The organism is Piscinibacter gummiphilus, from assembly GCF_032681285.1.
Lineage (GTDB): Bacteria > Pseudomonadota > Gammaproteobacteria > Burkholderiales > Burkholderiaceae_C > Rhizobacter > Rhizobacter gummiphilus_A.
Genome location: NZ_CP136336.1, coordinates 2,419,586 through 2,436,277, shown reverse-complemented (window position 1 = coordinate 2,436,277; position 16,692 = coordinate 2,419,586). Strand labels below are relative to the sequence as shown.

Annotated in this window: 18 protein-coding genes; 10 read left to right on the top strand and 8 right to left on the bottom strand. The window is 71.0% G+C overall.

Translation table 11 applies throughout. The annotated features are described in order from the left end of the window. Positions 1 to 5: 5 nt before the first annotated feature. The gene (locus RXV79_RS11420; RefSeq protein ID WP_316703543.1) at positions 6 to 857 is read left to right on the top strand and encodes a universal stress protein; all 852 of its coding nucleotides are present in this window, start codon (positions 6 to 8) and stop codon (positions 855 to 857) included. 21 nt (positions 858 to 878) lie between these two features. Here the strand turns inward: RXV79_RS11420 and RXV79_RS11415 are convergent, their stop codons facing one another. The 3 genes from RXV79_RS11415 to RXV79_RS11405 are packed head-to-tail and all read right to left on the bottom strand — an operon-like array spanning position 879 to position 5,123. Further along, positions 879 to 3,707, bottom strand: a complete 2,829-nt coding sequence (locus RXV79_RS11415) for an ATP-binding protein (RefSeq protein ID WP_316703542.1) — start codon at positions 3,705 to 3,707, stop codon at positions 879 to 881. Positions 3,708 to 3,721: 14 nt separating this feature from the next. Further along, the gene (locus tag RXV79_RS11410; protein WP_316703541.1) at positions 3,722 to 4,378 is read right to left on the bottom strand and encodes a response regulator; all 657 of its coding nucleotides are present in this window, start codon (positions 4,376 to 4,378) and stop codon (positions 3,722 to 3,724) included. Positions 4,379 to 4,430: 52 nt separating this feature from the next. Continuing rightward, positions 4,431 to 5,123, bottom strand: a complete 693-nt coding sequence (locus RXV79_RS11405; RefSeq protein ID WP_316703540.1) for a hypothetical protein — start codon at positions 5,121 to 5,123, stop codon at positions 4,431 to 4,433. A 150-nt stretch (positions 5,124 to 5,273) separates the two neighbouring features. Between RXV79_RS11405 and RXV79_RS11400 the strand changes: the two genes are divergently transcribed. The 6 genes from RXV79_RS11400 to RXV79_RS11375 all read left to right on the top strand — a co-directional run bounded on the left by RXV79_RS11400 (position 5,274) and on the right by RXV79_RS11375 (position 8,681). Then, on the top strand, positions 5,274 to 5,810 hold the full coding sequence (locus RXV79_RS11400; protein ID WP_316703539.1) for a hypothetical protein: 537 nt from the start codon (positions 5,274 to 5,276) through the stop codon (positions 5,808 to 5,810). Between the two features lie 76 nt (positions 5,811 to 5,886). Further along, entirely contained in the window at positions 5,887 to 6,414 is a 528-nt protein-coding gene (locus tag RXV79_RS11395; RefSeq protein WP_316703538.1) for a flavodoxin family protein, read from the top strand. A gap of 15 nt (positions 6,415 to 6,429) precedes the next feature. After that, positions 6,430 to 6,675: a hypothetical protein gene (locus RXV79_RS11390; protein ID WP_316703537.1), complete on the top strand. Its 246-nt coding sequence runs from the start codon at positions 6,430 to 6,432 to the stop codon at positions 6,673 to 6,675. Between the two features lie 28 nt (positions 6,676 to 6,703). Beyond that, positions 6,704 to 7,528, top strand: a complete 825-nt coding sequence (locus RXV79_RS11385) for a universal stress protein (protein ID WP_316703536.1) — start codon at positions 6,704 to 6,706, stop codon at positions 7,526 to 7,528. Positions 7,529 to 7,554: 26 nt separating this feature from the next. Beyond that, on the top strand, positions 7,555 to 8,154 hold the full coding sequence (locus RXV79_RS11380; RefSeq protein WP_316703535.1) for a flavodoxin family protein: 600 nt from the start codon (positions 7,555 to 7,557) through the stop codon (positions 8,152 to 8,154). Then, entirely contained in the window at positions 8,151 to 8,681 is a 531-nt protein-coding gene (locus RXV79_RS11375) for a CDP-alcohol phosphatidyltransferase family protein (protein WP_316703534.1), read from the top strand. The genes RXV79_RS11380 and RXV79_RS11375 overlap by 4 nt, the downstream gene beginning before the upstream one ends. 57 nt (positions 8,682 to 8,738) lie before the next feature. Here the strand turns inward: RXV79_RS11375 and RXV79_RS11370 are convergent, their stop codons facing one another. From RXV79_RS11370 to RXV79_RS11360, 3 genes are all read right to left on the bottom strand, one after another. Next, positions 8,739 to 9,164, bottom strand: a complete 426-nt coding sequence (locus RXV79_RS11370; RefSeq protein ID WP_316703533.1) for a c-type cytochrome — start codon at positions 9,162 to 9,164, stop codon at positions 8,739 to 8,741. 113 nt (positions 9,165 to 9,277) lie between these two features. Then, the gene (locus RXV79_RS11365) at positions 9,278 to 9,730 is read right to left on the bottom strand and encodes a CBS domain-containing protein (protein WP_316703532.1); all 453 of its coding nucleotides are present in this window, start codon (positions 9,728 to 9,730) and stop codon (positions 9,278 to 9,280) included. Between the two features lie 118 nt (positions 9,731 to 9,848). Further along, a complete protein-coding gene (locus RXV79_RS11360) occupies positions 9,849 to 10,832 on the bottom strand; it encodes a CBASS cGAMP-activated phospholipase (RefSeq protein ID WP_316703531.1) in 984 nt (327 codons plus the stop codon). Positions 10,833 to 10,935: 103 nt separating this feature from the next. On the opposite strand from RXV79_RS11360, the gene RXV79_RS11355 reads away from it, so the two are divergent. Next, on the top strand, positions 10,936 to 11,379 hold the full coding sequence (locus RXV79_RS11355; protein WP_316703530.1) for a universal stress protein: 444 nt from the start codon (positions 10,936 to 10,938) through the stop codon (positions 11,377 to 11,379). 6 nt (positions 11,380 to 11,385) lie between these two features. On the opposite strand, the gene RXV79_RS11350 is transcribed toward RXV79_RS11355, so the two are convergent. Further along, positions 11,386 to 11,778 carry a TraR/DksA family transcriptional regulator gene (locus tag RXV79_RS11350; protein WP_316703529.1) on the bottom strand — a complete coding sequence of 131 codons (393 nt, stop codon included), beginning with the start codon at positions 11,776 to 11,778 and terminating at the stop codon, positions 11,386 to 11,388. A 127-nt stretch (positions 11,779 to 11,905) separates the two neighbouring features. Here RXV79_RS11350 and RXV79_RS11345 point away from each other — a divergent pair, with 127 nt between their 5' ends. Beyond that, entirely contained in the window at positions 11,906 to 13,186 is a 1,281-nt protein-coding gene (locus tag RXV79_RS11345; RefSeq protein ID WP_316703528.1) for a WS/DGAT domain-containing protein, read from the top strand. Here RXV79_RS11345 and RXV79_RS11340 read toward each other — a convergent pair. Further along, entirely contained in the window at positions 13,169 to 14,782 is a 1,614-nt protein-coding gene (locus RXV79_RS11340; RefSeq protein ID WP_316703527.1) for a bifunctional aminoglycoside phosphotransferase/ATP-binding protein, read from the bottom strand. The genes RXV79_RS11345 and RXV79_RS11340 overlap by 18 nt on opposite strands. Positions 14,783 to 14,937: 155 nt before the next feature. Here RXV79_RS11340 and RXV79_RS11335 point away from each other — a divergent pair, with 155 nt between their 5' ends. Then, positions 14,938 to 16,671, top strand: coding sequence for an AMP-binding protein (locus RXV79_RS11335; RefSeq protein ID WP_316703526.1), 1,734 nt, complete (start codon positions 14,938 to 14,940; stop codon positions 16,669 to 16,671). The last annotated feature ends 21 nt before the right edge of the window (positions 16,672 to 16,692 follow it).

Sequence of the window (16,692 nt, the reverse complement as noted above, 5' to 3'; positions counted from 1 at the left end):
TCGTCATGAACTACCGCAGCCTGCTCGTCCACCTGGACAGCGACAAGCACTGCGCGGCGCGCATCGACCTGGCCATCCGCCTCGCCCGCCAGCACGAGAGCCACCTGGTGGGCGTGGCATGCACCGGCGCCATCTACATGCCGGTGGGCAGCGAGGCCACCGTGGCGCACGCCGAACTCGAAGCGCTCGTGCAGGACGCCCTGCGCGACCGGGTCGAGGCCGCTGCTCAGCAGTTCCGCGACGCCTGCACTGCGGCGAACTTCAAGGCCTTCGAAGTCGTGGTCGACGAGCGCGACAAGGCCGCCGCCCTCGTCGAGCGTGCCCATTGCAGCGACCTCGTGATCCTCACGCAGGAGCTGCCCATGGCCGTGCGCACGCCCATGATCTCGAGCATGGTCGAGCAGGTGGTGATGGACAGCGCCCGGCCGACGCTCATCATCCCGCACGCGGGCCACTTCGACGATTTCTCCAAACCCGCGCTAGTGGCCTGGGACGACAGCCGCGAGGCGGCACGTGCCGTCTACGACGCCTTGCCGCTGCTGCGCCAGTGCGAGGAGGTGCAGCTCGTCACCTGGGACGAACACCGCCCCGGCCGCCACCCGCCGAGCGCCCCGATGCAGGAGCGCCTCGAAGCCCTGCGGCGCTGGCTGCTGTGGCACGGCGTCACGGCCGAGGCCCGCGTCGAGACCACCGCCACCCCGATCGCCGAGGCGATGCTGTCGCGCGCCGCCGACTTCGGCAGCGGGCTCATCGTGATGGGCGCCTACGGCCACACACGCCTGGCCGAGCGGGTGCTCGGCGGCGCCACCCGCGGCTTGCTGCAGTCGATGACGGTGCCGGTGCTGATGTCCCACTGAGGCGTCGCAGGCGCAGGCCCCTCAGCCCGCCTCCAGTGGCACGACGAGCGTGGCCTCGGTGCCGTCGCCGGGCACGCTTCGGATGTCGAGGCTGCCGCCGATGTGCGAGAGCCGCTCGCGGGCACTCACGAGGCCCATGCCACCGCCGGCGTTCGACGCGCCCGCGCCCGGGTTGAAGCCCACCCCGCCGTCGCCCACGCGCACGCGCATCGACGAGCCTTCGCGCGTGAGGGTCACCGTGGCACTGTCCACACCTGCGTGCTTGGCCACGTTGATGAGCAGCTCGCGCGTGGCGCGGTACACCAGCGAGCGCACTTCCTGCGACAAGGGCTTGGGCTCGCCGTCGTCGCACACCTCGGTCTTGAGGCCGAAGTGGATCGCGATCTCGTCGGCCAGCCACTCCAGCGCTGGCAGCAGGCCCAGCTCGTACAGCACGGCCGGCGCGAGCTGCGCGGCGAGCGAGCGGGTCGACCGATTCGCCTGCTCGACCAGGTCCGAGACCTCCAGCGCCTGGCGCCGCACATCGTCACGCTCGTCCCTGCACAGCGACGCGAGCCGGATGCGCGCCGCGGCCAGCACCTGGCCGAGGTCGTCATGCAGGTCGCGTGCGATCTGGCGCCGCTCGCGGCTCTCGGCCAGCTCGAGGTCGGCGGCCATGCGGCGCAGCTGCTCGGTGCGCGCGGTCACGCGGCGCTCGAGCTCTTCGTGCAGGGCCTCGGCGGCGCGCTCGCGCCGGTGCCGCGGCGTGGCGTCGCGGAAGAAGGCGATGCAGCGGCCATCGGACAGGTTGCGCACCGTCACGTCGACATGCACCGTGCCGCCGTCGGGGCGCTTGAGCGTCCATTCGCGGCTGAGCGGATGGCCGTTGTGCAGGTCGGCCAGCAGCCGGCTCCCCGCTTCGGCGCCGCTGGTGACGAGCCAGTCGCGCGGCTCGGTCCCCAAGAGCTGCTCGCGCGTGCGGCCGAAGAGCATGCAGGCCGCGGCGTTGGCCTCCACGATGCTGCACTGGGCGTCACCGATGAGGATGCCCTCGGACGACTCCGAGAACATCTCGCGCCAATACTCCTGGCTGCGCCGCATCGCGGCCATCGCCTGCACCCGTTCGAGCTGCGTGGCCACGCGGGCGCGCAACTCCTCGGTGGCGAAGGGCTTGACCAGGTAGTCCTGCGCGCCCTCGCGCAGCAGCTTGATGCGCAGGGCCTCGTCGGCGCGCGCACTGAGCACCACCACCGGCGTGTCGTCGAACTCCCTTCGCTGGCGCAACTCGCTCACCAGAGCGTCGCCGCCCGTGCCGGGCATCATGATGTCGGTCACGATCAGGTCCGGCCGCAGCGACAGCGCCTGCTCCAGGCCCTGGGCGCCATCGAAAGCGGCGGCCACCCGGCAATCGGGCGCGAGCGTGCCGCAGATGAAGCTGCTCATGTCTGCACTGTCTTCGACCACCAGCACCAGCGGCTCGGGCCCCGGCCGGGGCGGCACCGGCATGGCCGGGGCCCGCGATGACGAGGCCACCATCGCCTGGCTCCCGACCGCGCGCGCCCCGCCGCCTTGCCCCGCCGGCTGGACGGTCGCGCCCGGCGGCGCGGTGCGCGGCAGCTCCACGACGAAGAGCGCACCGCCTTCCGGTGCTTCCGACACCTCGATGCTGCCGCCATGCAACTGCACGAACTGGCGCGCGATCGCCAGGCCCAGCCCGGTGCCGGGGTGGCGCCGCTCGCTGTGGCCGTGCACCTGGCGAAAGCGCTCGAAGATGGCCTCGCGCCATTGCTGCGGTATGCCGGGCCCGCCGTCGGCCACTTCGATGCGCAGCCGCTCGCCGCGCGGCTCGATGCTCAGGCGCACATGCGAGCCCGAAGGCGTGAACTTGAAGGCGTTGGACAGCAAATTGAACAGCACCCGCTGCAACATCTGCGGGTCGAGCTGCGCCTCCAGCGAATCGGGCAGCACCACACGCCACTGCACGTCGAGCTCCTGGGCGACGGAGCTGAAATGGCTGGCCACCAGCCGCGCCAATGCCGGCACGTCGGTCTGTTCGTAAGCCGGGGCGATCAACTCCTCTTCCAGCTGCGCCACGTCGAGCAGGTCGTCGACATGGCGCAGCAGGGTGCGCGCATTGCGCTCGATCACTTCGAGCGCCTCGCTGTCGACCGCACCCGACCCGCCGGCCGACGACAACATGCGCTGCACCGGCCCGAGGATGAGCGTGAGCGGCGTGCGCAACTCATGGCTCACGTTGGCGAAGAACTCGGTCTTGAGCCGGTCCAGTTCGCGGGTCTTGTCGTAGAGCGTGGAGATCTCGGCGTTGGCGCTTCGCAGTTGCTCATTGACCTGCTGGACTTCCTGCGCCCGTTGAAAGATCTCCAGCTCCATGCGTTCGGCATTCGAGCGCATCGCGGCGGCGGTCTCCTCCTGCTCTGCGCCGCGCTGCGCGAGCCGCACGAACTCGGTCACGTCTTCCACGCGGTGGATCAGGTAGGCCAGCGTGCCATCGCGAGCGAGCACGGGCGAGTTGACCGGGCTCCACCAGCGCTCCTCGAACCCGCCGCCCTGCTCGGCCGGGCGGCGCACGTCGTACTTCTGGATCGGCATGGCATCTTGCGCGGCGCCGGCCGTCACGCGGTCGAGGGAGGCGCGCAAGTTGCGCTCGCCGTCTGCCCGCGGGTCGTCGGGGTTGTCGGGGAACATCTCGAAGAGGCCGCGGCCGAGCAGCTCTTCCCGGCGCGTCATGGTGGCTCGCGTGTAGGCGCTGCTCGCGGCCACGATGGTGTAGCGCGGCGCGTCGGGCAGCAACGCAAGGTAGAGGCCCGGCGCCGACTCGAACAGCAGCCTGAAGTCTGGGTCAGGGTTCATGCCGGGAGCCCACCTCACGGCTGGATGATTCCTTCGCGGACCGCGTAGCGCGTGAGCTCCGCGACCGTGTGCATGCCGAGCTTGCGCATGATGTTGCGGCGATGCACCTCGACCGTGGCGGCCGAGATGTGCAGCGCCTCGGCGATCGCCGATGAGCGCTCGCCTTCGGCGATCAGACGCAGCACCTCGCGCTCGCGGCGGCCCAGGCGTGTCTGGCCGTCGGGCTCGGCCCCCCGCACTTCGGCCACCAGGGCGCCGGCCACGTCGGGGCTGAGGTAACTGCCACCGGCCGCCACCGAGCGGATCGCCACCACCAGCTCGGTGCCGGCCGCGCTCTTGCTCACGTAGGCCGCTGCGCCCGCGCGCAGCATCTCGGTGACGAAGCGTTTGTCGGAATACGCAGAGAGCGCCACGATGCGTGTGGCGAGGTGCAGCGCCTGCACGCGCGCAGCCACCTCGATGCCGTTGAGGTCGGGCAGGCCGATGTCGAGCACCACCACGTCGGGCTGCAAGGTGCGCACGGCCTCGATTGCCGCCGCCCCCTCGCCCACCTCGGCCACCACATGGATGTCGGCCTCCTGCGCCAGTGCCGAGCGCAGGGCTTCGCGCACCAGCCGATGGTCATCGGCCAGCAGAACGGTGATCTGCCGTGGAGCGGGTGGCGCGCTCATGGCCAGAGCATCCCCGGTGCCGGCGCAGGCGGGCTTGATCTCGCGCAAGCCGTCAGGCGCGACGCCTTGCGGCCGGTGCGCGCCGCGCGGCAGCGATCTCGTCGACGCCTTCCGCCATGCCGGCCAGCACCTGCCGCACCGCCTCTCCGGCCACCACGCTCAGGTCGGCCGCCGTGGCCAGGGCCGCCTTGATGGCCTCGCGGCTGTGCGCGAGCGCATCGCCGCGGCTGTCGGAGGCGCCTTTCACGATGCCATCGGCGGCGCAGCGGGCCACCCAGCCCACGTCGGCCCCCACCTGGTTGGCCTGCGTCACCGCCACGCGCAGGATCTCGCGCGCCGCCTTGGCGACGTTGCCCTGCACGTCCTGCACGCCGGCCATCGCGCCGCGTGCCACGCCGCGCATGCTGCCCGTGAGATCGCTGCGGGCCTGGGTGGCCGCTTCGGCGCTGCCGCGCACCACGTCGCGCAGCACACCGCTCAAGTCCTGCGCGGCCTCGTTGCTCGCGCGCATGGTGTCGACCACGGTGCGGCGCACCAGCGCGGCGATCTCGGCTTCGATGCGTTCCAGCTCGTGCATGCTGCTGGCCACGCCGTCGCGGGTGGCCTGGCCGGCGGGCCCGAGCTCGGCGGCACGGCGGCGCTTCGCGGCGACGGGTGTCGCACGGGTGCGCTGGCTTGCGGCCGTGGTCGAAGGGGCGGCGCGGCGAGTGGTACCGCTGCGCTGAGTGGCGGGCGAGGTGGCCATGGGCATCTCTCCTGGAGACGAGGGTTGCAATGAACTTCCACCCTAGGGCCTTCGGCCGCTCGCGACCTTGACAAAGATCACAGCCCGGACGAACCGTGCGACATGCGCTGCGTCAAAGCGCCGTGCCCATCGTGAGCCAAGAATGTTTGCATGATCGAGTCGCACGTCCACCTCGCCTACGCCCCGCGCGGCGCCGGGCTGCTCTACGCCGTGATGTGGTTCGCCCAGCGCGGCGACATCTATGGGTGGTATGTCGGCATGCGCGATGGCGTCGACGAATGCAGCTACTTCATGCTGCCCGCCAACGACCCGCACAACGGCAGGGACGTGCTCTACCGCACGCTCGAAGACGACGTGCGCGGCCGCTGGGTGGCGGTGAACGCACAGGGCCAGACCGACCTCGCGCATTCGCCGGTGCCGCAGGCGCTGTGCCCCGAGCTTTCGCGGCTGCAGGCGCAGTTCGTGTCGGGATGGCTCTTCTTCAGCGGCGACCCGCGCAGCGAAGCCGAGGCACGGCTGCTCAACGACAAGGGCCTGCCGGTGCGGCACGTCAACATCCGCGCCGCCCGCCTCGGCAAGCTCACGACCGGCCCCGTGCTCTGGCACTACGACGCGCCCGGGGTCGAGCCCGGCGTGCTGGTGCGCCTCTCGAGCCTGTGGCCGCTCGACGAGCGCGTGCGCCCGTGATGCCGCCGGCTTGACGAAACGCAAGGCCCGCAGCGCTCCCCTTCCTACAGTGGTCACAGCAACTTCGGAGCATGCAATGAGAAAGGTCCTGGTCGTCACCTATTCGAACACCGGCACATCGCTGCAGGTGGCCAAGCGGCTGTGCGCATTGCAGGGGTGGACACTCGGCGAGATCGAAGAGACTCGCTCGCGCCGAGGCGTGCTCGGCACCTGGCGCTGCGTGCTCGACTCGCTCCTGCGCAGACACCCGACGATCGACTACTTCGGCCCATTGCCTGCGCGCTTCGGCATGGTGGTGCTGGTCGCCCCGATCTGGATGTACCGGCTGGCCGGCCCGATGCGCAGCTTCGTGGCGCGCTACAAGGCGCAGCTCCAGAACTTCGCCGTGATCTCGCTGATGGGCAGCCGCGGCGCCCCCAACGCGGTGGCCGAGATCGGCGAGATCACCGGCCACTCGCCCGTGCTGAGCACCGCGTTCACCGCACGCGAAGTCGAGGATGGCAGCTACTCCCTGCGGTTGCGCGCCTTCGCGCAGGCCATTGCGGAGACCACGCAACAGCCCGACGACACACGCCAGGCCGAGTGGTCGCCGCGTGCTGCCTGAGCGAAAGGAAACGACATGCCTTCGCTGCCCTCTGCGCTTGGGAGTACGGCCCTGTGCCTTGCCATCGCCTTGCCTGCAGCCGCGGCCGACACCTCCTATGACTTCACGGTCTGCACCCACGGCCGGCGCACGGTGATCGAGGCGAGCGCCGACCTGGTGGCGCTCGGCAGCGAGATGTTCGACGGGAAGGCAGCCGAGCCGGGCACGGCACAAGGTTGCCGGCGCGACTGGGGCCGCTATTCCGCGCCCGCCGCCAAGTGATCTTCAAGCGATCTTCCAAGGAGCCGACATGGACACACTGAAGACCTTCCTCCTGCACGTCGATGACAGCGACGCTGCCACCCAGCATGCGCGTGTGGTGCAGCGTCTGGCCGATCGCTTCGATGCCCATGCCGATGCCCTGTATTCAGTGCTGCCCTCGCTGTCGCGCTTCCCCGCCTCCATCGCACTCGATGGCGCGTGGGCAGCGGCGTCGCAGCTCGCCGAGTTCGACGAGCAGCAGCGCGCCCTGACGAAGATCCGCTTCGTCACCACGCAGAAGAGCCTGCCACGCGTCCACTGGTGCGAGGTGGGCCCGGTGTCGCCGTGGGACTTCTCCCGCCACGCGATGTATGCCGACCTCGTGGTCATGCGCGGCGGGCCGGCGGCCCAAGCCGAGCTGCCGGCCGACTTCGCGGCGACGGTGGCAATCGAAAGCGGCCGGCCCGTGCTGGTGCTGCCCACGCAGACGCCGACCGAGATCGGCAGCCGCGTGCTGCTGGCGTGGAAGCCCACCCGTGAGGCGACCCGCGCTATTGCGGCGGCCCTGCCCTGGCTGCGGCAAGCCGCGCAGGTGCACGTCGTCACCGCGGAGACGCTCGACGACAGCGGCCCGGCCAGCGTGGCCAGCCTCACGCGCTACCTCACCGCGCAAGGCATCGAGTGCACGCGCCGCGCGCCCCTGCCCGACGCGCGCGACGCCGGCCCCGCGCTGCAAGCCCTTGCCGCCGAGATCGGGGCCGACCTGGTGGTGATGGGCTGCTACGGCCACAACCGCACCCGAGAGTGGCTGCTGGGCGGCACAACGAAGTCGATGACGCGCGATCCGTCGATTCCCGTGCTCATGGCCCACTAGGGCCGGAATTCACCCCGGTGCAGCGTATGAGCCCCACCCTGCGCAACACCTTGATCGTGGCGGCCGCGGTCGTGGTGAGCCTGCTGGTGGCCAGTGCAGGGGTCTGGTGGGCCGCGTCGCGCGAGGTGGTCACGCGCATCACCTCGCTGAGCCACACGGGGAGCACAGGTCGCGCACTCGTCGTCTACCACCCCGGGCTGAGCGACTTCCCGGATCGCATCACCTCCGCATTCGCCGCCGGCATGGCCAGTGCCGGCTGGCGGGTGGACCGCACGACCGCCAGCCGCCGCGCGCCCACCGACTTGAGCGGCTACGACCTCGTCGTGCTCGGCTCGCCTGTTTATGCCAACGCAGCGGCACCGCCCCTCACACGCTACCTCGACCGCCTTGGTGATCTCGGCGGGCGGCCCGTGGTGCTCGTGTTCACCGCCGCGGGCGATGCGGGCCCGGCCCTCGAGACAAGCGCCGCCCAAGCCGCGGCGCACCACGGTCGTGTCGTGGCCCGGCTCGGCTACACCACCCAGCAGATCGGCGATCCGCCACCGGGTGACACCGGCCCGCAGGTGGAGCGGGCCGCCCGCATGGCGCGCGATGCGGGACGCGGGCTGCGCGCCGTCTCGCCATGAGCACCGCATCGGAGTTGCGCCCATTGCCGCACACCGGGGCCGTGGCGGGCCACCTGCTCACGGCCTCGCGGCTGGTGGCGTCACCCTGGATCTCGCTGTGGATCGCGAACGGCCGCTTCGGCCTCGCCTCGTTCGCGCTGGCGCTCGCCATGGCCACCGACCTGCTCGACGGCCCGCTGGTGCGCCGCTTTGGGCAGGCCACACGCGCAGGCGCGTGGTTCGACAGCTGCACCGACCTCACGCTGGTGGCGGGCGCGTTTGCCGGCTGCGCCGTGGCCGGTGTGCTGCCTTGGTGGCCGTTGTGGGCAATCGGAGCCAGCTTCGCCGTCTTCGCGGCGACCACGAGCTCGCGCTTCCATGACCCGCTGGGTCGTTGCATCGGGGGGCTGCTGATGGTGGCCGCACTGGGCGTATTGCTGGTACCCGATCTCACGGCGCAACTCGCGCTCGGCACCATGGCCGGCATTGCCTGCGGGCTGACCATCGTGGCGCGGCTTGCAAGCGTTGCAGACTCGTCGCCAGGCTGAGGCCCATCCCCGAAACCGCCCGCCAACCCGCGTCAGTGGACGATGCCTCGACGCGATTCACTTCACCTGCAGGCGGTTCACGTATTCGGCAAGCGCCAGGATGCGAGCCCGCACGAAGGCGTCGGAGTTGTAGGCCACGTCACCGTAGTACTCGGCGGCCTCCACCGCGAAGGTGCGGCCCCAGATCGGCATCTCGCGCGAGCCGTGCCCCGGCCCGCTGCCCTCGACGGCGTCGTAGACGCGCTGCAGCGGAAACACACCGCCATTGTTTCGGGCGAGCACCGTGAGGTCGGGGGCGGGCACCTTGAGGTAGGGCGTGTAAGGCCCCTTGCCCTTGCCCGTCACTGCGTGGCAGACGGCGCATCGCGATTCGTACTCCTGTTTTCCCAGGTCGACTTTCGTCTTCTGCTGCGCGAAGGCTGCGCCATGAAGCGCAGCGAACGCCGCCACGAACGCCCAGGCAAGCCCTTGTTGGTGTTTCATGCGATTTGCTCCTCGAGGCTTCGGTCGACCACCGATGCGGCGTGCATCGACGGCACAGGCCCATGATGGCCAGCGCCCTCGGCGGCACCTTGCGGAAACTCAAGCGGCGCACCCTAGGGCCGCAGCTGCCGCTCCTGGCGGATCTGGTTGGGCACGGTGCGCGCGATGTCGGAAAGCGCTTCGCCGAGCACCCGGGTCACGTCGTCCGACGTCAGCACGCCGACGAGTGCGCCACCATCGTCGACGACGGGCAGGCGCCGCACGCCATGCCCGCGCATCTGCCACACCGCGTCGTAGATCGAATCGCACTCGTTGACGAGATGCAGGCTGCCCATCAACAGGTCCCCCGCCAGGAAAGTCAGCGGGTCGACCCCCTTGGCCATGATCTCGACGACCAGGTCGCGGTCGGTCACGACGCCAACCGGCCGCGGGCGCGCGTCCGCGTCGCGATCGACCACGATGACGGCGCCCACATGCTGCTCGCGCATCATGCCGGCCACTTCGGTGAGAGAGGTCTCGCGCGTGCAGGTCACGGGCACCCGGGTGCAGATTTCACCGACACGCATGGGAGGCTCCTTTCACGGCGGCAGGCTGCCACCACGCAGTCTGGAAGACGGCGGCAGCACCGCATTGCGCCAGCGCAATGAAACCGCGTCGCGCCGGGCGTCTGCGCGACACCCCGGATCACGCCAGGAAGCCGGCTTCGATCCGGCGCAGGTCGGCCTCGCGCACCGTGCGGCGTGCCATCGAGCGCAGCAGGCGACGCGCTTGCGGCGTGGCCACGTCGATGCCGAGCCCGCCCTCGGGCGGCCAGTCGGCGTCGAGCCTCACATAGCGCTCGCCCAGCCGGTCTTCCACCATCGCCTGCACGTGCTGCTGCTGCACCGAGATCAGCGTGAGCACGAGGCGCCCTTCATTGAGCCAGCCGACCGCACCGGCATCGTCTCGCACGCCCTCGGACGGCCGGTACTGCGCCGCCCCCGTGCCGACGGACAGCATCGAGACGCTCGCCAGGTCGACGCCCAGGAAGTGTTCGATCTCGTGCAGCGCCACCTGGTCGGGGGCGACCGCGAAGAGGCCGCCATCGGCGTAGAGCCGCTCGCCGATGCGCTGCGCCGGGAAATACGCGGGTGCGGCGCTGGTCGCCATCGCCACGTCGACCGCACGCAGCGCGCCGTCGCCCGTCGAGGCAGGCGCGTGCGGTGTCTTGAAGATCTTGGTGCGGCAACGGTTCACCTCGACCGCCGGGATCACGAGCCGGTGCAAGGCCTGCGCCAGCGTGCGCTGGCCGAGCTCGGCGTCGAGCAGCTCGCGCAGCGCATCGCCCGAGTACTTGGGGCCGAGCACCGAGCGTGTGAGGTCGATCAACCTGGACATCGGCCCGACCGGCAGCGCACGCGTCGAGAAGACCTCGGTGCCATGCTCGTCGAAGAAGCGCACGAGCCGGCTCATCGGCACTTCGAAGGCCAGCGCGAGCGCGAGGATGCCGCCGATCGAGGTGCCGGCGATCAGGTCGAAGCAGCGCGCGAGCGGCCGGCCGGCGCGTGCTTCGAGCGCTTCCAGCACGCAGGCGGTGTAGAGCCCGAGAAAGCCGCCCCCGGCCAGCGAGAGCACCTTGAAGGTCTCGCGCCGCTCGGGCGTTGCCGGAGGGGGTGGGCTCGCGTTCACGGCGCGATCGTGCAGCGGTCCACGCGCCGTGGGCTTGCGTTGCCTCAAGCCGGCGCACGCGCCGCTGCCCAGAATGGGTTCATCCGAAACCGCAGATCACGCGATGTACACCCATATCCTCGTGCCGCTGGACGGCAGCAAGACCGCGGAAGCCGGGCTGCGCGAAGCCCTCGCACTCGCTCATGACCAGGGCGCCGCCGTGCGCGTGCTCCATGTGCTCGACCCTTCCGCCGCCGCCGTCGACATGCTGACCGCCGCCGAATGCAGCAGCGTGCTCGACGCCCTGCACGAGCAAGGCAAGGCACTGCTCGCCCGGGTGAGCCGGCGCGCGCGTCGCCGCGGGATCCCGTGCGACACGGTGCTGCGCGAGCGTGGCGAAGAGGGCGTGGCCGGCGTGATCCTCGACGAGGCCGCGCAGTGGGATTGCGACCTCGTGGTGATGGGAACGCACGGCCGGCGCGGCCTGCCTCACATGCTGGGCAGCACGGCGCAGGCGGTGCTGCGGCACACGCCGGTGCCGGTCTTGCTGGTGAGATCCCAGCGCTGAGGGCGCTCAGGCGCGGTGCGCCGCGGCCCCGGGCCGGTGCTCGAACGCCACCTGGCACGCCGCACAGCGCAGCGCCGCCGGTTGCGCCATCAGGCGCTGGAGCGCGATCGCCTCGCCGCAGTCGGCGCAGTCGCCATACACGCCCTGGTCGAGCCGCACGAGTGCGGCGTCGACCTGCGCGAGCTCGTCGCGGTCGCGCTGCTCCTGCGCGGCGTCGACCTCGGCCTGCGCGAATTGCGCCGCGCCTTCGGCATGGGTGCTGACCTCCGTGGCCGGCGACGACGACACCGCCGCCTGGCGCGTCAGTTCGGCCGCGTGAACATCGCTGGTCAACTCGCGGCGACGGTAGAGCAGCAGGTCGCGCAGCGTGGTGAGGTGCGCCTGGGTCGGGACGTCCATGTCGGCTCCTTCATGTCGATGCCTCACTGTAGGAAGGGCCGGCAGGCGGCACCTTGCGCCCGATCAAGGTGCGCTGCACGGCCCTTCCTACGATGACGCCGACACAGCCCTGGAGGCTTCAACGCCCATGAACCCGCTCGACCCGGTAGACGCCGCCTGGCTGCACATGGACGGGCCGGCCAACCCCGCCATCGTGACGATGGTGGCCGTGACCGCCAAGCCGCTCTCGCACGCCAAGGTGCGCAGCGTGCTCGAGCAGCGCCTGCTCTACTTCGAGCGCTTCCGGCAGCGGGTGGTCGAGGCCGGATGGCCCCTCGCCTCGCCGGTGTGGGAAGACGTGGCCGATTTCGAGATCGACCGTCACCTGCATCGCGCCGCCCTGCCCGCGCCGCACGACGAAGCGGCGCTGGTCGCCTTCGTGAGCCAGCTTGCCGGCCAGCCGCTCGACCACGCCCTGCCGCTCTGGCAGGCCTACGTGGTCGACCATGTGGGCCGTGGCAGCGCGTTCGTGTTCCGCTATCACCATTGCATCGGCGATGGCCTGGCGATGATGAGCGTGGCCTCGCGCGTCTTCGCCGTGCCACGGCGTCGCACGGTGCGGCCCGCACCCCGCCCGATGGGCGTGCTCGACCTGGTGCTGCAGAGTGCCGCCGCCGTGTCGTCGCTGGCCGGCGTGCTGCTCAAGACACCCGACCCGCCTTCGCCATTCAAGGGCCCGTTTGCGACCGGGCAGCAGGTGGCGTGGTCGCGCGGGGTGTCGATCGCCGACGCCAAGGCCATCGCCGCCCCGGCCGGCGCGAAGGTCAACGACGTGCTGGTGGCCGCCGTGGCCGGCGCCCTGCGCCACTACCTGCGCCGATGCGGCACCGACGTGCAGCAGACGACACTGCGCGCGATGGTGCCGGTCAACCTGCGTCCGCCTTCGCGCATGGGCCTGCTCGGCAACGCCTTCGGCCTCGTGGCGCTCGACCTTCCGGTCTCGGCCACGACCGCGTCGCGCCGCCTCGCGCTCACCAAGGCACGCATGGATGCGCTCAAGCGCTCGCCGCAGGCGCTGGCGATGCAGGCCCTCTTCGACCTCTTCGGCCGCGGGCCCAAGGCATTGGAAGACGTGGCGAGCTTCGTCTTTGGCAGCAAGGCGAGCGTGGTGCTGACCAACGTGGCCGGCCCGCGCCTGCCGGTGCGCCTGGCGGGCGTGCCGGTCGAACGCATGATGTTCTGCGTGCCCCACCCGGGCGAGGAACTGGGGCTGGGCCTGAGCCTCTTCAGCTACCAGGGCCAGGCCACGCTCACGGTGATGGCCGACGCGCGGCTGGTGCCCGATCCGCAGGCGATCACGCAGGCGTTCGAACGCGAGTTCGCCACGCTGCTGCGGCGTGTGCGCGCGCGGTCACGCCGTCGCGCCTGAGCGGCCGGGCGCCGGGCGCGAGGCTTGCAGCCGCGCCACGTGCGCGCGCCAGCGGTCGAGCACCTCGGCCACGCCGGCGCCGTGGGCCAGGTGGGTGGTGTCGACGGCGAGCGTCCAGGCGGCCTCGTCGGCGGCGGGTAGCTCCTGCAGCAGCAGCTGGCGGTCGAGCACTTCGGGGGTGGCTTCCGAAGGGTCGTGCCCGGTGGCCGCACGCCGCCTCACACGCTCGCGCAGGCAAGCCAGGTCGGCGGTGCAGTGGATGACGGCGAAGGGCACGCGCAGCTCGTCGGCCAGGCGGTGGAACATCCCGCGTTGCGCGCGGTCGAGGAACGCCGCGTCGACGATCACGCCGTAGCCGCAGCGCAGCGCCTGGCGGGCGAGGTCGCGCAGGCGGTCGAAGGTCTGCAGCGTGGCATCGGCCGTGTAGAGGTCGATGCCGGCCGCGCGCGAGGCCTGCAACGGCGCCAGGCCGAAGAGCCGCTTGCGCTCGACGTCGGAGCGCAGCCGCACGGCCGGCGCCAGCTCCAGCAACTCGCCAGCCAGCCACGACTTGCCCGAGCCCGACACGCCGCACATGATGGCCAGGCCGAGCGCGCCAGTCGGCTCGAAGGCGAGGCGGCGCGCGCAGGCCAGGTAGTCGACGCCGTCCACGGCCGCACCGGCCGAGGCCGGCGTGAGCCGCGTCACGAGCGCGCGCACGAGGGCACGGCCGACTTCGTAGAAGCGCAGCACCTCGAGCCCGGCATGGTCGCCGCGCTGCTGCAGGTAGGCGTCGAGCAGCCGCCAGGCCAGGTCGTCGCGGCCGTGCGCCTTGAGGTCCATCGTGGTGAAGGCGATGTCGTCCATGACGTCGATCCAGCGCAGCGCGGGGTCGAATTCCAGGCAGTCGAAGGCCGTCACCTCGCCGTCGTCGAGCACCAGCAGGTTCGCGAGGTGCAGGTCGCCATGCCCTTCGCGGATCGCCTGCCCGGCGCGCCGCTGCTCGAACGCCACCGCCAGTGCTGCGCCCTGCGTCGCCACCCAGCCGGTCAGGTCGTGCACCTCGGCGCCAGCGCCTTGCAGCTGCGCGAGCACCGCCTGCACGCGGCCGAGCACGGCCGCGGGAGCCCCGAACCCCGAGCCGGGTGAAGCACTCGGCGCCGTTGCGTGGAAGGCAGCCAGGCGCCGCGCGAGGCGGTCGACGTGTTCCGGCAAGAGGCGGCCCTCGGCCAGCCGGCGCGACCACAGCGCATCTGCCGGAAAGCGGCGCATGCACACCGCATGGTCGATGGGCCGGCCCTCGCCGCCGAGCACCGGCGCCGCGGTGGTGCCACCGACCGGCACCACGCCGAGGTAGAGCTCCGGCGCGAGACGGCGGTTGAGCCGCAACTCCTCGCGGCAGAAGTGCTCGCGCCGCTGCGGCGTGCTGAAGTCGGCGAAGGGCAGCTGCAGCGGCTTCTTGAACTTGTAGACCGTCTGCCGCGTGATCAGGAGGTCGGAGATGTGCGTCTCGATGTGCTCGACGGGCGCGCCGTCCGCCCGCGCCAGCGCCGCCTGCAAGGCCTGGATGCAGGCACGGTGGGCCTTCGCGCGGGCAGCGTCGGTGTCGTCACGCATGGCCGGAGTCTGCGGCGTGCCGGCTGGCGGCGCTTGACCTCGCTCAAGTACCCACGAGGCGTGGTCTTTTGCGACCGGAGATTGAGCAGACGCAAAGCGCCGCGCGCGCCCGGCGCTACGGTTGGTGTGACGACCACGACAAAGGAGACCGTGCGATGGACAAGCCCTGGATCAAGCATTACCCGCCCGGCGTGCCGGCCGAGATCGACCCGCACCCCTTCCCTTCGCTGGGTGACTTCTTCGACGACTGCTGCGAGCGTTTTGGCGCACGCCAGGCCTTCGTCAACCTCGGCTCGGGGCTGAGCTACGACGAGGCCAACCGGCTGGTGCAGCGCTTCGCCGGCTACCTGCAGGGCCTGGGCCTGCCCAAGGGGGCTCGGGTGGCGGTGATGATGCCCAACTCGCTGCAGTACCCGATCGCGGTCTTCGGCGTGCTGCGCGCCGGGCTCACCGTCGTCAACGTGAACCCCATGTACACCGCGAGCGAGCTGGCGGTGCAACTGGGCAACGCACAGGCGAGCGCGATCGTCGTCTTCGAGAACTTCGCGCACACGTTGCAGCAGGCGCTGCCCATGCTGCCGGCCTTGAAGCACGTGATCGTGACGCAGATCGGCGACCTCTTCCCGCAGCCGCGCCGCTGGGTCACCAACTTCGTGGTGCGCGATGTGAAGGGCATGGTCCCGGCCTGGTCGATCCCCGGCGCCACGCCGCTGCGCGATGCGCTCGCGATCGGCCACCAGCGCGGCTTCACGTCGGTGCCGGTGAGCCCGGGCGACCTCGCCTTCATCCAGTACACCGGCGGCACCACAGGGCGCCCGAAAGGCGCGGCGCTCACGCACGGCAACTTGATGGCCAACGTCGAGCAGACGACCGCGTGGCTGGCCGGCGCGCTCAAGCTCGGTGAAGAGACGGTGATCACCGCCCTGCCCCTGTACCACGTGTTCGCGCTGACGGCGAACCTGATGATGTTCCTGAAGCTCGGTGGCACCAACGTGTTGGTGAGCGACCCGCGCGACATCCCACACTTCGTGGAGCTGCTGCACAAGACACGCTTCACCGTGATCACCGGCGTCAACACGCTCTTCAACGCGCTGCTGAACGCACCGCACTTCGACGCCGTGGTGAAGTCGAACGCCGGCGCGCTCAAGCTCAGCGTGGCGGGCGGCATGGCGGTGCAGCGCCCCGTCGCGGAGCGCTGGCAGCAGGCGATGGGCGTGCCCATCGTCGAAGGCTACGGCCTGAGCGAAACCTCGCCCATCGTCTGTGCCAACCCGGTGAACGCACCTGCCTTCACCGGCAAGCTCGGCCTGCCCATCCCGTCGACCGAAGTGGCCATCATGGACGAGTACAGCCGCCCGCTGCCGCTGGGCGAGACCGGCGAGATCTGCGTGCGCGGCCCGCAGGTGATGCGCGGCTACTGGGGCGCGCCCGACGAGACGGCCAAGGTGTTCATCGACGGCGGGTGGCTTCGCACCGGCGACATCGGCCGGATGGACGACCAGGGCTACGTGCAGTTCGTCGACCGCGCCAAGGACCTGGTCGTGGTCTCCGGCTTCAAGGCCTACCCCGCCGAGATCGAGGAAGTGGTGCGCACCTGCCCGGGCGTGGCCGACTGCGGCGTGGTCGGCGTGCCCGATGCGGCGGCCGGCGAAGCGGTGGCCCTCGTGGTGGTGCGCAGCGACCCCGGCCTCACCGAAGAGACCGTGCGCGAGCACTGCCGCCAGCACCTCACCCGCTACAAGCAGCCGTCGATCGTGGTGTTTCGCGACGAGTTGCCGCGCACCTCGTTCGGCAAGGTGCTGCGCCGCCAGTTGCGTGACGACCTGGTGCGCCTCACCCACGAGGTGGGCCTGGGCGCATCCGCCGCCTCGACGGCGCAACCTCATTGAGATGGCAGACGAAGGAGCCCG

What these genes read in the sequence shown, in the direction of transcription:
- RXV79_RS11420 (WP_316703543.1), top strand. Translation starts at nt 6, where the DNA reads ATGAACTACCGCAGCCTGCTCGTCCACCTGGACAGCGACAAGCACTGC.
- RXV79_RS11415 (WP_316703542.1), bottom strand. Translation starts at nt 3,707, where the DNA reads ATGAACCCTGACCCAGACTTCAGGCTGCTGTTCGAGTCGGCGCCGGGC.
- RXV79_RS11410 (WP_316703541.1), bottom strand. Translation starts at nt 4,378, where the DNA reads ATGAGCGCGCCACCCGCTCCACGGCAGATCACCGTTCTGCTGGCCGAT.
- RXV79_RS11405 (WP_316703540.1), bottom strand. Translation starts at nt 5,123, where the DNA reads ATGGCCACCTCGCCCGCCACTCAGCGCAGCGGTACCACTCGCCGCGCC.
- RXV79_RS11400 (WP_316703539.1), top strand. Translation starts at nt 5,274, where the DNA reads ATGATCGAGTCGCACGTCCACCTCGCCTACGCCCCGCGCGGCGCCGGG.
- RXV79_RS11395 (WP_316703538.1), top strand. Translation starts at nt 5,887, where the DNA reads ATGAGAAAGGTCCTGGTCGTCACCTATTCGAACACCGGCACATCGCTG.
- RXV79_RS11390 (WP_316703537.1), top strand. Translation starts at nt 6,430, where the DNA reads ATGCCTTCGCTGCCCTCTGCGCTTGGGAGTACGGCCCTGTGCCTTGCC.
- RXV79_RS11385 (WP_316703536.1), top strand. Translation starts at nt 6,704, where the DNA reads ATGGACACACTGAAGACCTTCCTCCTGCACGTCGATGACAGCGACGCT.
- RXV79_RS11380 (WP_316703535.1), top strand. Translation starts at nt 7,555, where the DNA reads ATGAGCCCCACCCTGCGCAACACCTTGATCGTGGCGGCCGCGGTCGTG.
- RXV79_RS11375 (WP_316703534.1), top strand. Translation starts at nt 8,151, where the DNA reads ATGAGCACCGCATCGGAGTTGCGCCCATTGCCGCACACCGGGGCCGTG.
- RXV79_RS11370 (WP_316703533.1), bottom strand. Translation starts at nt 9,164, where the DNA reads ATGAAACACCAACAAGGGCTTGCCTGGGCGTTCGTGGCGGCGTTCGCT.
- RXV79_RS11365 (WP_316703532.1), bottom strand. Translation starts at nt 9,730, where the DNA reads ATGCGTGTCGGTGAAATCTGCACCCGGGTGCCCGTGACCTGCACGCGC.
- RXV79_RS11355 (WP_316703530.1), top strand. Translation starts at nt 10,936, where the DNA reads ATGTACACCCATATCCTCGTGCCGCTGGACGGCAGCAAGACCGCGGAA.
- RXV79_RS11350 (WP_316703529.1), bottom strand. Translation starts at nt 11,778, where the DNA reads ATGGACGTCCCGACCCAGGCGCACCTCACCACGCTGCGCGACCTGCTG.
- RXV79_RS11345 (WP_316703528.1), top strand. Translation starts at nt 11,906, where the DNA reads ATGAACCCGCTCGACCCGGTAGACGCCGCCTGGCTGCACATGGACGGG.
- RXV79_RS11340 (WP_316703527.1), bottom strand. Translation starts at nt 14,782, where the DNA reads ATGCGTGACGACACCGACGCTGCCCGCGCGAAGGCCCACCGTGCCTGC.
- RXV79_RS11335 (WP_316703526.1), top strand. Translation starts at nt 14,938, where the DNA reads ATGGACAAGCCCTGGATCAAGCATTACCCGCCCGGCGTGCCGGCCGAG.